Source organism: Microbacterium sp. GbtcB4 (genome assembly GCF_019091465.1).
Taxonomy (GTDB): Bacteria; Actinomycetota; Actinomycetes; order Actinomycetales; family Microbacteriaceae; genus Microbacterium; species Microbacterium paraoxydans.
The window spans coordinates 209,257-225,087 of sequence record NZ_JAGXJJ010000005.1 but is presented as its reverse complement, the minus strand read 5'-3'; the positions used below and the strand labels follow the sequence as shown (position 1 = coordinate 225,087).

Annotated in this window: 13 protein-coding genes; 5 read left to right on the top strand and 8 right to left on the bottom strand. The window is 70.6% G+C overall.

From position 1 onward, the window contains the following. Positions 1-25 precede the first annotated feature (25 nt). Together KVS71_RS10370 and KVS71_RS10365 are read right to left on the bottom strand one after the other, a co-directional pair. Complete coding sequence (locus KVS71_RS10370; RefSeq protein ID WP_174521413.1) at positions 26-955, bottom strand: aldo/keto reductase; 930 nt, start codon at positions 953-955, stop codon at positions 26-28. Between the two features lie 312 nt (positions 956-1,267). Next, positions 1,268-3,541 carry a polyribonucleotide nucleotidyltransferase gene (locus tag KVS71_RS10365; RefSeq protein WP_060921087.1) on the bottom strand — a complete coding sequence of 758 codons (2,274 nt, stop codon included), beginning with the start codon at positions 3,539-3,541 and terminating at the stop codon, positions 1,268-1,270. 359 nt (positions 3,542-3,900) lie between these two features. Between KVS71_RS10365 and KVS71_RS10360 the strand changes: the two genes are divergently transcribed. Further along, positions 3,901-5,211: a UDP-glucose/GDP-mannose dehydrogenase family protein gene (locus KVS71_RS10360; protein WP_105949648.1), complete on the top strand. Its 1,311-nt coding sequence runs from the start codon at positions 3,901-3,903 to the stop codon at positions 5,209-5,211. 11 nt (positions 5,212-5,222) lie between these two features. Here KVS71_RS10360 and KVS71_RS10355 read toward each other — a convergent pair whose 3' ends face one another. Further along, complete coding sequence (locus KVS71_RS10355; protein WP_083371095.1) at positions 5,223-7,163, bottom strand: GDSL-type esterase/lipase family protein; 1,941 nt, start codon at positions 7,161-7,163, stop codon at positions 5,223-5,225. A gap of 140 nt (positions 7,164-7,303) precedes the next feature. Here KVS71_RS10355 and KVS71_RS10350 point away from each other — a divergent pair, with 140 nt between their 5' ends. Both KVS71_RS10350 and KVS71_RS10345 read left to right on the top strand, forming a co-directional pair. After that, positions 7,304-7,888, top strand: coding sequence for a DedA family protein (locus KVS71_RS10350; RefSeq protein WP_368874667.1), 585 nt, complete (start codon positions 7,304-7,306; stop codon positions 7,886-7,888). Positions 7,889-7,927: 39 nt separating this feature from the next. Beyond that, positions 7,928-8,107 (top strand): DUF5302 domain-containing protein, encoded by a 180-nt coding sequence (locus KVS71_RS10345; protein WP_025103207.1) that lies wholly within the window; start codon positions 7,928-7,930, stop codon positions 8,105-8,107. A 109-nt stretch (positions 8,108-8,216) separates the two neighbouring features. Here the strand turns inward: KVS71_RS10345 and KVS71_RS10340 are convergent, their stop codons facing one another. Then, positions 8,217-8,861: an FMN reductase gene (locus KVS71_RS10340; RefSeq protein WP_025103206.1), complete on the bottom strand. Its 645-nt coding sequence runs from the start codon at positions 8,859-8,861 to the stop codon at positions 8,217-8,219. A gap of 1 nt (position 8,862) precedes the next feature. Further along, entirely contained in the window at positions 8,863-10,089 is a 1,227-nt protein-coding gene (locus KVS71_RS10335) for an LLM class flavin-dependent oxidoreductase (protein WP_217584481.1), read from the bottom strand. 111 nt (positions 10,090-10,200) lie between these two features. On the opposite strand from KVS71_RS10335, the gene KVS71_RS10330 reads away from it, so the two are divergent. Together KVS71_RS10330 and KVS71_RS10325 are read left to right on the top strand one after the other, a co-directional pair. Further along, positions 10,201-11,331 (top strand): acyltransferase family protein, encoded by a 1,131-nt coding sequence (locus tag KVS71_RS10330; protein ID WP_217584480.1) that lies wholly within the window; start codon positions 10,201-10,203, stop codon positions 11,329-11,331. Next, positions 11,328-12,212 carry a serine hydrolase gene (locus tag KVS71_RS10325; RefSeq protein WP_217584479.1) on the top strand — a complete coding sequence of 295 codons (885 nt, stop codon included), beginning with the start codon at positions 11,328-11,330 and terminating at the stop codon, positions 12,210-12,212. The genes KVS71_RS10330 and KVS71_RS10325 overlap by 4 nt, the downstream gene beginning before the upstream one ends. 4 nt (positions 12,213-12,216) lie before the next feature. Here the strand turns inward: KVS71_RS10325 and efeB are convergent, their stop codons facing one another. The 3 genes from efeB to efeU are packed head-to-tail and all read right to left on the bottom strand — an operon-like array spanning position 12,217 to position 15,714. After that, complete coding sequence (gene efeB / locus KVS71_RS10320) at positions 12,217-13,521, bottom strand: iron uptake transporter deferrochelatase/peroxidase subunit (RefSeq protein WP_217584478.1); 1,305 nt, start codon at positions 13,519-13,521, stop codon at positions 12,217-12,219. 25 nt (positions 13,522-13,546) lie between these two features. Further along, a complete protein-coding gene (efeO, locus tag KVS71_RS10315; RefSeq protein WP_105949642.1) occupies positions 13,547-14,779 on the bottom strand; it encodes an iron uptake system protein EfeO in 1,233 nt (410 codons plus the stop codon). Further along, positions 14,776-15,714, bottom strand: coding sequence for an iron uptake transporter permease EfeU (efeU, locus tag KVS71_RS10310; RefSeq protein WP_105949641.1), 939 nt, complete (start codon positions 15,712-15,714; stop codon positions 14,776-14,778). Before efeU ends, efeO begins: the two co-directional genes overlap by 4 nt. Positions 15,715-15,831: the final 117 nt, after the last annotated feature.

Here is a 15,831-nt window from a genome sequence, read left to right as displayed (position 1 = left end):
ACCCTATGTCACGGGCGCCGCGAGCTCAGGCGCCCGCGCGGGTGAGGTCGGCGACCTGCACCCGGGACAGCGTGACACCCGCGCCCTGCATCAGCTCGTCGACGTGGTCGGTCGCGAACGTGTTCACGATCGGCGCGGCGACCGTGCGCTGTGCGAGCAGCCATGCGATGGACACGGCCGCGACAGGCACGGCGAGCTCCGCCGCGACCTGATCCAGCGCACGCAGCACCTTGGTCCCGCGGCGGTTGAGGTGACCCCGCAGCTGCTCGCCGCGGACGCCGCGCGATGCGAGGGCCTTCGTCCGGTGACGGCCGGACAGGAATCCGTGCTCCAGAGCGTGGGACGGCGTCACGGCGAGGTTCTGCGCGCCGGCGACGAGCCGCAGGTCCCCCTCGAACGGCTGCCGGCGGACGAGGTTGTACGGCGTGTCGATCACCGTGATGCGCGGATATCCCGCCGACGCGAGGATCCGCGCCTCGACGAGCCTCTCCGGCGTGAAGCCGTACGCGCCGAGCGCCCCGATCTTCCCCGCCTCGACGAGCCACTCGACCGTGGCCAGGGTGTCCTCGAGGTTGGTCGTCGCATCCAGCGTGGCGTCCAGGTACAGCACGTCGATGCGCTCGACGCCGAGCCGGGTCAGCGACCCCTCGACGGCACGGACGAGGTTGACCGATCCCAGGCCGGGGTTGTCGGCGTGGGCTCCGATGCGCACGCTCAGGACGACGCGCTCGCGCTGGTCCCGCGACCGCAGCCACTGCCCGAGGATGTGCTCGCTCCGCCCGCCGGAGAACCCGTCCGCGGTATGGATGGCGTTGCCGCCGAACTCCACGTAGCGGTCGAGGATGCCGTGGCTCGTCTCGAGATCGACGTTCCATCCGAACTCCGCGGCGCCGAGCATGAGCGGGAACGTCTCGTACCCGGTCTCGCCGAGGGCGGCGCGGATGGACTCCCCCACGCCGGGTCCGACGATGGGGATGGGAGCGGAAGGATGGTCCTCGTGCTCCTGCGGGGCGCGTTCAGCAGGTGTTCCTGCGCCTACGCTGAACAACCGCATACTCTCACCCCCGCCGTGATCGGCCGGAGCCGATCGACATCACTGCTTCGCTGGCACCCCCCGGTGCGTACTTCGAGGGTATGCGACGTGCGCGAACGTCCCGACCAATCCGGGGAACGGCGCGCAAACTTCCCATAACGTTTCGATCACGGCACAGACGACGGAACCCGGGCCTCTCCGACGGAGAGACCCGGGTTCCGTGTCATCCGTGTCTTACTCGGCGGCGTCCTCGGCCGGAGCCTCGTCCGCAGCGGGCGCATCGTCGAGCACGGGCTCGAGCGACAGCTTGCCGCGATCGTCGATCTTCGTGATCTTCACGAGGATCTTCTGGCCGACGGAGAGCACGTCCTCGACGTTCTCCACACGCTTGCCACCGGCGAGCTTGCGCACCTCGGTGACGTGCAGCAGACCGTCCTTGCCCGGCAGCAGCGAGATGAAGGCGCCGAAGGTGGCGATCTTCACGACGGTGCCGAGGAACTGCTCGCCGACCTCCGGGTTGGTCGGGTTGGCGATCGCGTTGACCTGGGCACGGGCGGCCTCGGCCGAGGGGCCGTCGGTCGCGCCGATGTAGACGGTGCCGTCCTCCTCGATGGAGATCTGCGCGCCGGTCTCGTCCTGGATCGCGTTGATCGTCTTGCCCTTCGGGCCGATCAGCTCGCCGATCTTGTCGACCGGGATCTGGACGCTGATGACGCGCGGCGCGGTGGGTGCCATCTCGTCGGGAGCGTCGATCGCGGCGTTCAGGACGTTGAGGATCGTCAGACGAGCGTCCTTGGCCTGGGTCAGCGCGCCCGCGAGCACCGACGACGGGATGCCGTCGAGCTTCGTGTCGAGCTGGATGGCGGTGACGAACTCGCTCGTGCCGGCGACCTTGAAGTCCATGTCGCCGAGCGCGTCCTCCGCACCCAGGATGTCGGTCAGCGCCGCGTACCGGGTCTCCCCGTTGACCTCGTCGGAGACGAGGCCCATCGCGATGCCGGCGACGGGGGCGCGCAGCGGCACACCCGCGTTGAGGAGCGAGAGGGTCGACGCGCAGACGGAGCCCATCGAGGTGGAGCCGTTGGAGCTCAGCGCCTCGGACACCTGACGGATCGCGTACGGGAACTCCTCGCGGCTCGGCAGAACCGGCACCAGTGCGCGCTCGGCGAGGAAGCCGTGCCCGATCTCGCGACGCTTCGGCGAACCCACGCGGCCGGTCTCACCGGTCGAGTAGGGCGGGAAGTTGTAGTGGTGCATGTAGCGCTTGCTGGTCGTGGGCGACAGCGAGTCGATCTGCTGCTCCATCTTGAGCATGTTCAGCGTGGTGACACCCATGATCTGGGTCTCGCCGCGCTGGAAGATCGCGGAGCCGTGCACGCGCGGGATGACCTGCACCTCGGCGTCGAGCGGACGGATGTCCGCCAGCCCGCGGCCGTCGATGCGGGTGCCCTCGGTGAGGATGCGACCACGGACGATCTTCTTCGTGACGGACTTGTACGCCGCGGAGAACTCCAGCGGGGCCGCGGCCGGGAGCGAACCCGCCTCGGTGGCCTCGATGAGCTCGGCCTTGACGCGGTCCTTGATCGCGTCGTCGGCGTTCTGGCGCTCGGTCTTGTCGGCGATCTGGTAGACGTCGCTCAGCTCGGCGAACGCGCGCTCGGACACGAAGTCGTAGACCTCGTCGCTGTACGCGGGGAAGACCGGGTAGACGCCCGGCTCCTTCGACGCGGTGGCGGCGAGCTCGGCCTGGGCCTTGACGAGCTGGGCGATGAACGGCTTCGAGGCCTCGAGGCCCTGGGCCACGATGGTCTCGTCGGGCTTGGTGGCACCGGCCTTGATCAGGTTCCAGCTGCCCTCGGTCGCCTCGGCCTCGACCATCATGATCGCGACGTCCTCGGAGCCGTCGGCCTTGGTGACCACGCGGCCGGCGACGATAAGGTCGAACACGGCCTCGGAGACCTGCTCGGCGGTCGGGAACGCGACCCACTGGTCCTCGTGCTGACCGTGACCGGGGATGAACGCGAGGCGCACACCGGCGACGGGACCCGAGAACGGCAGACCCGAGATCTGGGTGGACGCGGACGCGGCGTTGATCGCGAGGGCGTCGTAGAACTCGCCCGGCGCGATCGAGAGGACCGTGATGACGATCTGGACCTCGTTGCGCAGGCCGTCGACGAACGACGGGCGCAGCGGACGGTCGATCAGACGGCAGACCAGGATCGCCTCGGTCGAGGGACGACCCTCGCGACGGAAGAACGAGCCGGGGATCTTGCCGGCGGCGTAGGAACGCTCTTCGACGTCGACCGTCAGCGGGAAGAAGTCGAAGCCCTCTCGCGGGTGCTTGCCCGCGCTCGTGGCCGACAGGAGCATGGTCTCGCCGTCCAGGTAGGCGGCGACGGCGCCCTGAGCCTGCTGCGCGAGGCGGCCGGTCTCGAAGCGGATGGTGCGGGTGCCGAAGCGGCCGTTGTCGAGAACGGCCTCGGTGGCGGTGATTTCAGGACCTTCCAAGAGGTCTCTCCTTCTTTGTTTAGACTCGCGAATCCGTGTGACGCGCGAGCGTGTTCAAAGGAGCGGAACGGAAGGGTTCGGGCGCGCGGGCATTCCCGCGAATCTCGCCTGCGCTGGCCACCAGTAGAAAGCCACCCGACGTGCGCCGAGGAACCCACCACAGGGGACCAGCTTCTCCGCCGATCGCTCCATGAGTCGATGTGAAATTGTCGGGTGACCGGAGTCACCCTCGACCACACTACCAGCGTGTCCGTCAAGACCCGAGGGTTCCGCGCGCGGCGCGGTCCCGACACCCGACCGTCACCCGGCGTTCACCGTGCGTGCGCCGGAGCGAGAGACGGCTCGGCTGTGCTGGGCGCATGCGGATGTCAGTGATCGGATGCGGGTATCTGGGAGCGGTGCACGCTGCGGCGATGGCCTCGCTCGGTCACGATGTCGTGGGGATCGACGTGGACGAGGGCAAGGTCGCCGACCTCACCGCGGGTGCCGCGCCCTTCTTCGAGCCTGGCCTCGCCGAGCTCCTCGAGGACGGGGTGCGGTCAGGGCGGTTGCGCTTCGCCGCTGATCCGGCGGCCGCTGCCGGGGCGGACGTGCACTTCCTCGCGGTCGGTACCCCGCAGTCCGCCTCCGGGCCCGCGGCCGACCTCCGCTTCGTCGACGCGGCGATCGACGGGCTGCTCCCCCACCTGCGACCGGGGGCGGTGGTGGCCGGGAAGTCGACGGTCCCCGTGGGCACCGCAGCCCGTCTCGCCCGTCGGATCGCGGAGACCGGCGCGACGCTCGCCTGGAACCCCGAGTTCCTCCGGGAGGGCTGGGCCGTCCACGACACCCTCCACCCCGACCGTCTGGTGGCCGGCGTCGAAGACACCCCGCAGGGCGCCGCCGCCGTCGACCTGCTCCGCCGCGTGTACGCCGCGGCGATCGACGCGGGCGCGCCCTTCCTCGTCACCGACCTGGCCACCGCGGAGCTCGTGAAGGGCGCCGCCAACGCGTTCCTCGCGACGAAGATCTCGTTCATCAACGCCATGGCCGAGATCGCCGAGGCGGCCGGAGCGGACGTCACCCTCCTCGCCGAAGCACTCGGACACGACTCGCGCATCGGCCGTCGCTACCTCGGCTCGGGAATCGGGTTCGGGGGCGGCTGCCTGCCCAAGGACATCCGCGCGTTCGCGGCGCGCGCCGAGGAGCTCGGACGCGGGGAGGCCGTCGGGTTCCTGCACGAGGTGGACGCCATCAACCTCCGCCGACGGGATCGGGCGGTGCGCCTCGTGGTGGATGCGCTCGGCGGCCTCGTCTTCGGGCGGAGGATCGCCGTCCTCGGTGCGGCCTTCAAGCCCTTCAGCGACGACGTCCGCGACTCTCCCGCCCTGGAGGTCGCCGTGCGGCTGCGGGGACTGGGGGCCGATGTCGTGGTGACGGATCCCGCGGCGATCGAGAACGCCCGCGAACGGCATCCGCAGCTCGGGTACGCCTCGTCCAGGGACGAGGCCCTGCGGGACGCGGATGCGGTCGTCGTCGTCACGGAGTGGGACGAGTACCGCCGGGAGCTCCGTCCCCAGCACGCCGGCGGGCTCGTGCGGGGCCGCATCGTGATCGACGGGCGGAACTGTCTGGATGCCGACGCGTGGCGGGCTGCCGGCTGGACCTACCTCGGGATGGGACGACGCTGAGGCCCCGTCGGTCAGACCACGCTCGCGTCCTGCCGCACGGTGGAGCGTCCGAGGTAGACGTAGTCGTCGTGCTTGGCCCGACGCCCGTCCCCCGCCGCGCGGCCGTGGAGTCGTCGCCACACCCATGGGAGCGCGTACTGCCGCCACCAGGCCGCGCGTCCGATCGGCTCGTTCTCGTGCAACGCCGCATCCAGCGCTCCCAGCGCGTCGGCGTGCGGCACCCCGAGCACCTCCGCGACGCGATAGGCGAGCACCCGGTGGCCCCGACTGCCGAGATGCACGAGGTCCTCGCCCCAGTGCTGTCGCTCCCCCAGCGCCGGGAGCAGATCGGTGTCGATGAGGATCGCACCGGTCCGCGCCGCGACACCGGCGAGCGCCGTGGCGAAGGCGGAGAAGCGCCGCGTGTACAGCGCCGCCGCGCGACGGGCCGGCAGGAACGGCGTGACCAGGATCACGTCGGCACCGGTCGCGCGCAGCCGCCGCACCGCGGTCTCCAGACTCGCGGCGAGCGCGGGCACGTCGACGCGGTGCCTCACGAGATCGTTGGCACCCACCAGGACGGTGACCAGGTCGGGGCGGAGTTCGCGCGCCCGCTCCAGCTGCGGTCCGCACACGTCGGACACCCGCTTCGACCGGATCGCGAGGTTCGCGTAGTGGAGGCCTCCCCGCGCGGCGAGGAGCAGCGCGAGCCGGTCCGCCCACCCGCGGAGCGCCCCGTCGGGTCCGGGATCGCAGAGCCCCTCGGTCACCGAGTCGCCGAGGGCGACGATCCGTCGCCAGCGGCGCGAGGGGGCGGGCGGGGCCGGCTCCGGCCGGACGAGGCGGCGAGCGCGCAGCCGACGGTCCACGGCGTGCAGCGTCCGCGCCTCCTCGAAGTGATCCAGGAGCTGATCGCCGAGGTGCGCCCAGCTCCGGCCCTGCACCGCGCTCCAGCCCGCCTCCCCGAACGCCCGACGCCGGCGCTCGTCTCCGGCGAGATCGGTCACGCGACGGCGGAGGTCTGCGAGGTCTCCTGGTCGGTACAGCCATCCGTCGACGCCGGGTCGGACGAGATCGAGCGGGCCTCCTCTGCCTGTGGCGACCACGGGGACACCGCTCGCATGGGCCTCCTGGAGCGTCTGCCCGAAGGTCTCGCTCTCCCCCGGATGCACGAAGACGTCGAAGGAGGCCAGCGCCGCGGCGAGCGCCTCCCCGTCGAGCCGCCCGAGGAAGAGGGCGTCGGGAAGCTGCTCCTGCAACCGCTCCCGCCGGGGGCCGTCTCCGACGATGACGAGACGCGCGCCGGGGATGCCGTGCAGTGCGGCGAGATCCTCCACCTGCTTCTCGGGGGCGAGGCGTCCGACGTAGCCGATGACGATCTCGGCTCCCCACTCCGCCCGGAGCGCGTCGCTGCGCCGCGAGGGGTGGAAGAGCTCGGCGTCCACACCCCGCCCCCAGGACCGGATGCGGTCGATGCCGAGCCGACTCAGCTGCAGTGCCGACTCGGTGGACGGCGCGAGCGTGAGTGTCGCCCTCCGGTGCAGTCGGGCGATGTGGGCATGGGCGATCCCTGTCGTCACCGCGACGCGATACCTCTCCGTGTACGCGGCCACGTCGGTCTGGTATGCCGCGACCGTTCCGACACCCCCGCGTTCTGCAGCGAGCAGGCCCCGCCACCCGAGCGCGAACGGCGACGCGAGGTGGACGACGTCGGGACGGAAGCGGTGGAGCTCCGCGCCGATCCTCCGGGTGGTCGCCGCGCCCACGCGGACGTCCCGGTACCCCGGGAGCGGGACGCTGGGAATCGCCGTGACGGGCGCGCCGTGCAGCTCCGCCGGGATTCCGATCGCGGCCGGAGCGAGCACACAGGACTCATGCCCTCGGCGCTCCAGGTGACGGAGGATCTGCATCACGGATCCGGTCACACCGTTCATGTGCGGAAGGAAGGACTCGGTGACGATCGCGACTCTCACACCCTCAGGATGGCGGCGATCCCCGTCCCCGCCGAGGGGAATCGGCGTCGGGCACCGGATGTTCACCGGATGCTGGATCACGGGTCACCGGCTATCCGCGCGTTGGTTCCCGTTCACCGCCCCGGGGCAGAGTGACGCCCGTGTCGACAGACCTGCTCGCTGACGTCCTCGCCAGCCCCTGGAGCCTGGCCGCGATGAGCCTGCTCGTGCTCGGTGACGCGTTCTTCGTCATCATCCCCGGGGAGATCGCCGTGACCGCCCTCGGCGCCGTGGCGGTGACCACCGGAACGCCCGCGCTCTGGATGGTGGTGCTCTGCGCTGCGGGGGCAGCGGTGCTCGGCGACGCCTGTTGCTATCTGATCGGTCGTGTCGTCGGCACCGAGCGCTGGGGCTGGATGCGAGGGCACCGCGTCCGGCAGGCCCTCGCCTGGGCACGCCATCGGCTGGACCACGGCACGGCCACGGTGCTGTTCACCGCGCGCTTCGTGCCGTTCGCCCGGCTCGCCGTCAACCTCGTGGCGGGCGCCTCCCGCATCCATCCCCCTCGCTACCTGGTACTCGTGTCCCTGGCCGCGCTCGGGTGGGCGGGCTACCAGGCCGCCGTCGGAGCGATGGTCGCCGCAGTACTCCCCGGGGGCCCTCTCGTCGCCGTCCCGGTGTCGGTGGCACTCGCCGTCGCCCTGGGGCTCGGGCTCGACCGACTCACACGGAGGCGGGAGCGGTGACCCTCGCCGCCCGTCCGGCCGTGCTCTAGGCTCGGGAGCATGAGCACCGAAGAAGGCGCCGGCTCCTCCTCCGAGGACATGAAGCGCAAATTCAAGGAAGCGCTCGAGAAGAAGAACGCGCACCACCGGCAGGGCGAGGCTCACCTCGACGGCGATTCCGCCGTGCACGCCGCCCACGCCCCGCAGACGCGGCGCGAGTTCCGACGCAAGAGCGGTTGACCGCGAGGATGCGGGAGCCGGTCTCCTGCTCCCGCATCCCCCTCCGCAGACACGGACGTGCCCCGCGCCGGAAGGCACGGGGCACGTCGCTGTCAGGCCGCCGTTCGGGTCACTCTCCGGCGAGACCGCCGAGCATGTGACCGAAGGAGCGTCCCTCACCCAGGTAGGTGGCGGGGTCGTACGGGTCGACGACCGCGGCGGCATCCCGGCGCGCGACGGCCTCGGCGAGTTCCCTCGCCCCCTTCTCGACCCGCTTCGCCAGCGGCGCGACGTCGTCCCCCGCGCCGCCCCAGTCGCTCGACGCCGCGAAGACGCCCGTCGAGACAGCCTCGGCATGCAGGTAGGCGAACAGCGGTCGGATCGCGTAGTCGATCGCGAGCGAGTGCCGCGGTGTCCCCGCGTTCGCCCCGATCAGCACCGGCTTGCCGGTGAGCGCGTCCGGGTCGAGCACGTCGATGAACGACTTGAACAGCCCGGAGTAGCTCGTCGAGAAGATCGGGGTGACCGCGATCAGCGCGTCGGCAGAGACGACGGTGTTGATCGCCGTCTCGAGTGCGGGGGGCGCGAAGCCGGTGAGCATGTTGTTCGTGATGTCGTGCGCATGGTCGCGCAGCTCAATCACGTCGACGGTGGCCTCGATGTCGCGCTCCGCGAGCGCCTTCACGGTCTCCGCGGCCAGCCGGTCGGCGAGCATCCGGGTGGACGACGGGTTCGACAGCCCCGCCGAGACGACGGCGATGCGACGCGTGGTCATGTCAGGCCTCCTTCCGGCCGAGTCCGAAGGCGGCACCCGCGGGCGCCGGCGTGTCCTGGTAGGGCGAGTCCCCGGTGAGGTTGTCTCCGCGGTTCGCACCGGGGCGCGCCTGCCGCGTGGGTCCGTCGCCGTACGTCGCCTGCACGCGCGCGGCGTGGGTCGGCGCGTCGGGCACCGTGGACGGGCGGTCCTTCGCGAGCTCCTTGCGGAGCACCGGCACGACCTCAGAGCCGAGGATGTCGAGCTGCTCGAGGACCGTCTTCAACGGCAGACCCGCGTGGTCGATGAGGAACAGCTGACGCTGGTAGTCGCCGTAGTGCTCGCGCATCGCCGCGTACCGGTCGATCACCTGCTGCGGCGATCCCACCGTCAGCGGGGTCATCTCGGTGAAGTCCTCCATGCTGGGGCCGTGACCGTAGACCGGGGCGTTGTCGAAGTACGGGCGGAACTGGTTCACCGCGTCCTGCGACTTCGCGGCCATGAACGCCTGGCCGCCGAGACCGACGATCGCCTGCTCGCGCGTGCCGTGGCCGTAGTGCTCGAAGCGCTGACGGTACAGCTCGATGAGCCGCTGGTAGTGCTCCTTCGGCCAGAAGATGTTGTTCGCGAAGAAGCCGTCGCCGTAGTAGGCGGCCTGCTCCGCGATCTCCGGTGTGCGGATGGAGCCGTGCCACACGAACGGGGCGATGCCGTCGAGGGGACGGGGCGTGGAGGTGAAGCCCTGCAGCGGGGTGCGGAACTTGCCCTCCCAGTCGACGACGTCCTCACGCCACAGCTTGTGCAGCAGCGCGTAGTTCTCGATCGCGAGCGGAAGGCCCTGACGGATGTCCTGCCCGAACCACGGGTACACCGGGCCGGTGTTGCCGCGGCCCAGCATGAGGTCCATGCGGCCGTCCGAGACGTGCTGCAGCATCGCGTACTCCTCGGCGATGCGCACCGGGTCGTTCGTCGTGATCAGCGTCGTCGAGGTCGAGACGATGAGGCGTTCCGTCTGGGCGGCGAGCGCGGCGAGGAACGTCGTGGGGCTCGACGACCAGAACGGCGGGTTGTGGTGCTCGCCGATGGCGAAGACGTCGAGGCCCACCTCCTCGGCGTGCGTGGCGATGGCCAGCGTCGCCTTGATCCGCTCCTGCTCGCTGGGGGTGACTCCCGTGGTGGGGTCGCGGGTGATGTCGCTGACCGACATGATGCCGAACTGCATCGCCTGCGCGCCTGACTGCTCGCTCATGATTGCTCCGTGTTCTCCGAATCGGATGCTCGACATCCGGTTCTATTCATTTGAATGTAATTGGGTCAACGCGTGCAGGGCAACTTTATTCCCGGCCGGTAGCCTCGGAGAATGAGCACCACCGGAGTCGGGACGACGGGGCCCCACACAGGGCTGGTTGCCCGCAAACGCCGACGCGTGCCCTTCTGGGACAACGCGCGATACGCCTGCATCGTCCTCGTGGTGTTGGGTCACGCCATCCAGCGCCTCAGCTACGACTCGGACATCGCCTTCGCCTTCTATCTGGCGCTCTACGCGTTCCACATGCCGGCGTTCGCCATCATCTCGGGCTACTTCTCCAAGTCGGGCTCCCCCACCCGGACGCAGATGGCCCGCGTCATCACCGACATCATCCTGCCCTACGTCATCTTCGAGGCGCTCTGGACGCTCACGAAGTGGCTCGTGGAGGGAGAGACCACCCCGAATCCGACCCAGCCCAGCTGGACGCTCTGGTTCCTGCTCGCGCTCGGGATCTTCCGTCTCGTCCTCCCCTACCTCGCGCTGCTGCGTTGGCCGCTGCTGTGGACGATCGTGATCTCCATCGGCGCCGGCTACCTGCCGAACGTCGACAGCACGTTCTCGCTCTCCCGGACCCTGGGGCTGCTGCCGTTCTTCACCCTGGGCTGGTGGCTCCGGGAGCGGAACGTCGTCGACCGCCTCCGCCTCCTCGACGTCCGCCCGTGGTGGAGCCGCGTCCTCGCGCTCGTCGTCCTCGGCGCGGCCGGATGGGCGGCGTGGAACTGGCTGCCCCTGTGGCAGGCAGTCGACCTGCGGCACTGGCTGTTCTACGAAGACTCCTACGTCGACCTCGTCGGCGATCAGTGGTGGGCCGGCGGCATCCGCATCCTGCTCATGCTGCTGGCGGTCGTGCTGTGCGCCGCCTTCTTCGCCCTCATCCCGCGCGGAGCGTACTGGTGGACCACGTTCGGCCAGTACACGATGTACGTCTACCTCCTGCACTCCTTCGTGCTCTACCCGTTCCGCGAGAGCGGCGTGCTGCGCGACCTCGAGCCGACCTGGTTCTGGCTCCCTGCGGTCACGGCGCTGTCGGTGGTCCTCGCGCTGCTGCTCGCGACCAAGCCCGTGCGGCGGGTGTTCCGTCCGCTCGTGGAGCCGCGTCCGCGGTGGCTGTTCGCCGACCCCGAGCTCGCCTCGCGGGAAGGCCGCCGGAACGATCCGACCGGATCCCGGCGTCCGCGGTGACAGCCACCCACCCCGCATCCGAGGTCCGGGACCGGCTCGTCGCCATCGCCGACTCCCAGGGGTTCGCCGCGCACGGGCTTCACGTGCGCATCGGCGACGACACCGCGGGTCACCGCTGGACACCCGACGTCCGGGAGGACGTGCACTCGATCGCGAAGGGCGTCTGCGTGCTGGCCGCCGCGCTCGCCGCCGACGACGGACTGATCCGCCTGGACGACACCGTCGCCACCCTCCTTCCGGACCACGAACTCGGCGAGGGTGTCGCTCACATCACCCTGCGTCACCTGCTGTCGATGTCGAGCGGCATCGACCTGCCGTGGTCCGAGACGCTGATGACGGACTGGCCGGATCTGGCCCGGGAGTTCCTGCGACGGCCATCACGCGGCCGCGTGTTCCAGTACTCCAACGCGAGCACCTACACCGCCATGACCGCCCTCGCGACCCGGGTGGGCGATGTCGGCGACTACCTCTCGACCCGCCTGTTCGCCCCGCTCGGCATCGAGGACGTGGCGTGGTCCCGCTGCCCGAACGGCCGCATCGAGGCGGGGGGTGGCCTGCCGCTCCGCACCGAGGAGGTCGCGCGCCTGGGGCTGCTCATCCGCGATCGTGGCTCCTGGCAGGGACGTCGACTCGTCGCCCCGGAGTGGATCGACGCCATGCACGAGGACGGCGTCATCGCGGGCGTCAACCCGGGCTACGACCGCTATGCGCTCGCGGGCTGGCAGGGTCCGGGACGAGCGTGGCGGCTGCACGGGGCCCACGGCCAGCTGCTGCTCTTCCTCGACGACGCGGTGGTGACGGTGACCGCTCACGATCACGCCGGAGCGGATGCGTTCGCCGCGGACGCCGTCGCCGTCCTCGAAGACGTCGCCGCCGGCTGAGTGCTCAGGCGAACAGCTCCGCCCCCACGTACGAGCCCGGTTGCGCTCCCGGGGGGATGGCCCAGATGCCTGAGCCCACGTGACGGATGTACTCGTTGAGACGATCGGTCGACAGCCGGCGTTGCAGGCTGATGAACTGGGCGGGATCACGCTGGTAGGACAGGAAGAACAGCCCGGCGTCGAGTCGTCCGAGGGCGTTGTTGCCGTCGACGTAGTTGTAGCCGCGGCGCAGGATGCGGATGCCGTCGTTCTGCTCCGGATGCGCGAGCCGGACGTGACTGTTCGCATCGATCTTCGTCCCGCGGAAGTCGGGCGCCGTGAACTCGTCGCCACCGGAGAGCGGCGCCCCGACCCCCTTGTCCCGTCCGATGATCGTGTCCTGCTCGGAGAGGCGCACCCGGTCCCAGGTCTCGATGAGCATGGCGATCTTCCGGGCGACCAGATACGAACCGCCGGCCATCCAGGACGGCTCGTCACCCTCGGCGACCCAGACGTGCTCGGCGAGCGCCGCGGTGTCGTCGGCGAGGATGTTGGCCGTGCCGTCCTTGAAGCCGAAGAGGTTCCGGGGCGTGGCCTGGCTTGCCGTCGTGCGCGAGGTCTTGCCGAATCCGAGCTGTGACCAGCGCAGGCGCGCCCGTCCGAACGCGATGCGGCTGAGGTTGCGGATCGCGTGCACGGCGACCTGGGGGTCGTCGGCACAGGCCTGGATGCACAGGTCGCCGTGCGACGCCGCGGGATCGAGGTCGTCCCCGAGGAAGGCGGGGAGGCGTTCGAGGCCGGGCGGGCGCCGCGCTGCGAGACCGTAGCGATCGCCGTCCTCGTTCTCGAACAGCCCCGGACCGAACCCGAACGTGAGGGTCAGGCCCGCGGCGGGGAGCCCCAGCGCCTCCCCCGTGTCATCCGGGGGCGATTCGGCGGGGCCGCTCACCGCGCCGCTCGCACTCACCTCCAGCCCCTGCGTCATCCGCGCCGCGGCGTACGACCAGTCCTGCAACAGGGAGATGAGATCGTCCCGGTCGGTGCGGGGCATCATGTCGAAGCTCGCGAAGTGCAGGTGGTCCTGCACCGGCGTCGTGACGCCGGCCTGGTACGCGCCGAAGAACTCGTACCGCGACTCGGCGTCCTCGGCGGCGCGCGCACGCCCGAGCGCCATGCCCCCGGCCGTCCCGGCCCCCAGGCCGACGGCCAGCCCCGCGACGCCACCGCCGACGGCCAGCCCGAGCAGCCCTCGGCGGCTGAGACCACCGCCGGAGGGCTCCGACGGCAGGGCCGCCGGCGCCTCCCGGGGGACGGATTCCGACTCGTTCACGTCCGTGCTCCTCCGTGTGCCGTCGTCAGTCGAGCACCGTGCCGGTGAGCTGCGAGAGCGGCTCGGCGAGCGCGTTGATGAGGTCGGTGAACTCCCGCTTGTCCGCTTCGGTCAGCTCGCCGTAGCCGACGAAACCCTTCGTGAGCGAGCCGTGCGCGGCGAGGGACTCCTCGAGGGCGGTGTATCCGGTCTCGATCTCGGAGACGAGGGCCTCGCCGTCGTCGCCCTGCGCCGCGGCGAAGTCCTGCACCAGTGAGAAGGCCATCTTGGATCCCTCGACGTTCGCGGCGAAGTCGAAGAGATCCGTGCCGGACCACCAGTCCTCCTCACCGGAGATCTTGCCGGTGGCCACCTCGTCGAGCAGTGCGATCGCGCCGTTCGAGATGCCGCCGATCCCCTGGTCGTCCAACGCGGTGGTGAAGTCGTCCGAGTGCACGTAGTCGTACAGCTCCTGCACGTCGGCCAGGAGCAGGTCGCCGTAATCGGCGCGCTCCGCGGGCGTGGACGGCGTCCAGTCCTGCCATGCCGGGGTCTCTCCGTCGGCGTTCAGCGCGTCCTTCGCCGGCACCCAGAGGTCCTTCTCGATGCGGTGGAATCCGGTCCAGTCCAGGCCCTCCGCCACCGCATCGACCTCTCGGTAGTCGATCCGCGGGTCGAGGTCTCCGAGCGCCTCGGCGACGGGCTCGATGCGCTCGTAGAACGCCCTCGTCTGGGGGAAGAGCGTGCGGGCGGTCTCGTCGTCGCCGGACTCATATGCGGCCACGAGGTCTTCCACGGCCGGCACGAGCTGCCCGACCTGATCCTTCACGAACGCCCCGTAGAGATCGACGGCCTTCTGCTTCTGCTCGGCGTCGGGGCCGTCCACCGCCACGCGGTCTCCGGTCACCGTGAACGCCGCCCGACCGACACCGTCGCCGACCATGCCCGGCTTGCAGAGCGTGAAGTACTCGCCCGGCTGGGCGACCACCGTGAGGGTGCGGGACGCGGCCGGGGCGATGTTCTCGACTTCGCCGACGATCCGCAGTCCGTCCTCCGCCAGCAGGTAGAACTCGGAGACCTGGTCGGTGTCGTTCTTCACATCGAACGTCAGCGTCCCGCTCTTCGCGGTGGACGCGGAGACGGCGCAGTCCGTGGCGGTGGACGAGACGTCGAACGCCGCCGTCGCCTGGCTATCGCTCTTCGCGACGCAGCCGCTGAGGAGGAGGACGGCGGTACCCGCGGCGGCTGCCGCGGCGAGGACCCGGTGCGAGGTGATCATGCTGCTCCTTGCTGTGTGAGGGAGGACGTCGGGGTGGCGGCGGAGGCACCGCGCGTCGAAGGGCGTGCCGAGCGAAGGCCGCGGAGGTAGAGCCCGCCCACGACGAGGAGGTAGAGGCCCCAGGCGAGCACCTGCAGCCACGTCATGGCGGGCATGAAGCCGACCGTGGCCTGCAGGACGGAGGCCAGGGCGCCGCCGGGAGCGATCGCCGCCGACACGTCGAACGCCCAGCCGAACGGGAAGCCGGCCGCGCCCACGGCGACGGCGCCGGTGACCGGGTCGAGCGGAGCGGCGGCGGTGAACGGGCCGGGAAGCGCGCCGGCCTCCTGCAGATCCATCAGCGCGTAGGCGAGGACGCCTGCCGCGACGATCACGAGGAAGCCGCCCGTCCAGGCGAAGAAGCGCCGCAGGTCCAGGCGCAGCGCCCCGCGGGAGATGAGCCAGCCGAGCACGACGGCCACGGAGAGTCCCAGGAGCGCGCCGACGAGGGCCGAGGGGGCGTCGCCGAAGGACTGCACCATCGACCACAGCAGCAGCGTGGTCTCGATCCCCTCGCGGGCGACGGAGACGAAGCCGATCGCGATGAGCGCCCAGAGACCACCCACCGTCAGCGCGCGATCGATGCCGCCCTCCAGAGTCGCCTTCATGGTGCGGCCGGCGCGCTGCATCCAGAAGATCATCCACGTCACCATCGCCACCGCGACGAGGGACAACCCGCCGCCGATCAGCTCCTGGGCCTGGAACGTCAGTTCGTAGGCTCCGAAGGTCAGGATCGCGCCGATGCCCAGAGCGAGGGCGATCGCGAGACCGACCCCGGCCCACATCTTGGGCAGCGCGTCCCGCCGACCGAGACGGCGGAGGTAGGCGACGAGGATGCCGACGACGAGCGCGGCTTCGAGACCCTCGCGGAGTCCGATGAGGAAGGTGGCGAGCACGGGAGACACTCTCTGACTGACGACTGAGGTAAGGCATCCCTTACCACCGAGACTCTAGCACCGCGACCGGCGCCGCCCCGACACCACCGCCGGAGGTAATGGAGTGCAACAGAGCGT

Excerpts from the sequence above, each read along its gene's own strand:
- KVS71_RS10360 (WP_105949648.1), top strand. The coding sequence starts at position 3,901 with ATGCGGATGTCAGTGATCGGATGCGGGTATCTGGGAGCGGTGCACGCT.
- KVS71_RS10345 (WP_025103207.1), top strand. The coding sequence starts at position 7,928 with ATGAGCACCGAAGAAGGCGCCGGCTCCTCCTCCGAGGACATGAAGCGC.
- KVS71_RS10340 (WP_025103206.1), bottom strand. The coding sequence starts at position 8,861 with ATGACCACGCGTCGCATCGCCGTCGTCTCGGCGGGGCTGTCGAACCCG.
- KVS71_RS10335 (WP_217584481.1), bottom strand. The coding sequence starts at position 10,089 with ATGAGCGAGCAGTCAGGCGCGCAGGCGATGCAGTTCGGCATCATGTCG.
- KVS71_RS10330 (WP_217584480.1), top strand. The coding sequence starts at position 10,201 with ATGAGCACCACCGGAGTCGGGACGACGGGGCCCCACACAGGGCTGGTT.
- efeO (WP_105949642.1), bottom strand. The coding sequence starts at position 14,779 with ATGATCACCTCGCACCGGGTCCTCGCCGCGGCAGCCGCCGCGGGTACC.